At 62.8% G+C, this 2,211-nt stretch carries 2 protein-coding genes; one reads left to right on the top strand and one right to left on the bottom strand.

Annotated features, from left to right (window positions below):
• Positions 1–985 precede the first annotated feature (985 nt).
• Positions 986–1,348 carry a metallopeptidase family protein gene (locus ACRDUX_RS18250; protein WP_526415429.1) on the bottom strand — a complete coding sequence of 121 codons (363 nt, stop codon included), beginning with the start codon at positions 1,346–1,348 and terminating at the stop codon, positions 986–988.
• Positions 1,349–1,415: 67 nt separating this feature from the next.
• Here ACRDUX_RS18250 and ACRDUX_RS18245 point away from each other — a divergent pair, with 67 nt between their 5' ends.
• Complete coding sequence (locus ACRDUX_RS18245) at positions 1,416–1,973, top strand: mycothiol transferase (protein WP_526415428.1); 558 nt, start codon at positions 1,416–1,418, stop codon at positions 1,971–1,973.
• The last annotated feature ends 238 nt before the right edge of the window (positions 1,974–2,211 follow it).

Raw genomic sequence — 2,211 nt, 5'->3', positions numbered from 1 at the left:
GGCCTCAACGATTGACCGGTTCACGTCCTCCAGCCACTGGTGATGTTCGTGCTGCATCGCCCGATGGTAGCTAGCGCCGCCGACAGATCAACGGAGGTTTGAAGGGTGGCTGAGCCAATCCTGTTTGCTGAAGTGCGCGACTGGGGTCGTGGCTGTCCTGATCGGCAAGGCCACGTAAGTCATCAACGGATCGGAGTGCTACGGGACGGAATGGGTTGGATTAGCCCTCGCCTCCAATGTGTTCCATCGACTCCGCGGTTTGGCCGTTGCAACGCTCGACCGCGCACGAAGAAGGTCGTGCAAACCTGATGCAATCGTCGGAAACAGTTGGTGTCGAGCCGCTTTGACCAAACCGACCCGGCGTGATGGTGAGGGTAAATCGGACGTTCCGTGATTCACCAGATGAAAACGGCGACGTTTACTTGACATAATGTGGCTTATCGGCACTTTGGGGTGGGTACCGTCTTCGGGCATCCGGCTAGGCGTAATGTCACCTTCTTCGCCTCGTCCGGCCCGTGCCCAACCATCATCCATCGCGCTCGTGGCGCGGCTGCGCAATGTGCAAGCCGCATAAGCGTCGCGGCGTCGGTCGCGCCGCCAAGGATCCCGCCGCGACGAGGCGCCGTCTCGGATACGCTCGCCGCTACTCGCGTCGCTCACTGCACCTCGACGACGACCGCTAGCCCCGATCGAATGACACTGTCAACCCTTAAATACGTCACTGTGACGAATCGGGGGTTTGGCGCTCTATTGCCGAGTCACTCTGCATCACAAGTATTTTCGCGCCCCGCTGGCCGGTCACCACTCAGCGACACCGACCGCCGGCGCGCGCTCGCTCAACGCTGGCGGCCGAACCGGCCAACGGCCAGGAGTCGTGGCTGCATCAACACATCAACGTGCAGCACCTCTGTCGCGCTATCCCCGGTTCTCATCCCAATCAGACCGGCCGAGCGCGCCCCGGGAGCAACGGTAAGAATCGGGCGCGTCAGTAGCGAGCGAGCTCGATCAACCGCTCGTCGCTGATCCCGAAGTGATGTGCAATCTCGTGGAGCACGACGTGCCTGGCCTCGCGGCGTAGACGATCCGCGTCGCCGCCAGCGAGTCGCGTGATCGGTCCGCTGAAGATACTGATCTTGTCGGGAAGCGCTCCGCTGTACATGCTGGTCCTTCGCGGCAGCGGTACGCCGCGGTACAGACCGAGCAGCGGTCGGCCGTCGGGCGGCTCGTCCTCCACGACGATCTCGACGTTGCTCATCGCCGCACGGAGCTCGACCGGCAGGGAGTTCAGCGCGTCGTCAATCGCCTCATCGAACGGATCATTGAGATCTGGTCCCGACCGCGCATCCATGTCCGCAATGGTGCCAGATCAGCCCTGCGTGGTCTGAAAGCGCAGCTGGGGTCGATATTCTGGGGCGATGGTCGACGATCGTCCGTGGGAGCCGCCGCTGGCGGGAACAGAGGCAGAGCACCTCATCGGTGCGCTGGAGCGGCTGCGTGCCACCTTCCGATGGAAGGTGAGCGGCCTGGATTCTTCGGGATTGCAGGCTCGGGTTGGCGCGTCTTCGTTGACTCTTGGTGGGCTGACCAAGCATCTTGCCCGGGCCGAGGCGCAGCGCTTCGGCCCCATGCTCGACGGGTCGCCGATCGGTCCACCGTGGGAGGCCGCGGACTGGGATTCCGATCCAGACTGGGACTTCAACTCGGCGGCCGAAGACACCCCGGAACAGCTCTATGCGTTGTGGGATGGCACCGTGGCGCGAACCAGGGCCAAACTCCAAACTATGCTTGCCGCAGATGATTTGGATCAACTCGTGCACCTCGTATGGCCTGATGGTTCGCGAGCCAGTCTGCGGCGCAGCGTGTGCGACATGATCGAGGAATATGGGCGCCATACCGGCCATGCGGATCTCATCCGCGAGAGTGTGGACGGTCTGGCAGGCGAAGATCCGCCCGCTGGTTGGCGGCCGGCTTAGCCGCCGGTGGTGCGGTCTTTGGCGACCAGTTCGCGGCGGGCGCGGGACCCGCCGCAAGCCAATTAATTGCGTTGTTGTGCAAAGATTCTCACGATACGAGCATTGAGGACTTCGTTCCCTTCAATGCGATGAAGGGCCTACCTGGAAGCCGGGTTACGTCCGAATCTACAAGCGGCAGGTTGGCGATCGCAGTGCGACCATCATCGAGATCGAGGCTCCGCGCGGCGGAGGTGCGGAC

This window comes from Mycobacterium sp. (genome assembly GCF_050701675.1).
Lineage (GTDB): Bacteria > Actinomycetota > Actinomycetes > Mycobacteriales > Mycobacteriaceae > Mycobacterium.
This window is presented reverse-complemented; position numbering and strand designations above follow the sequence as displayed.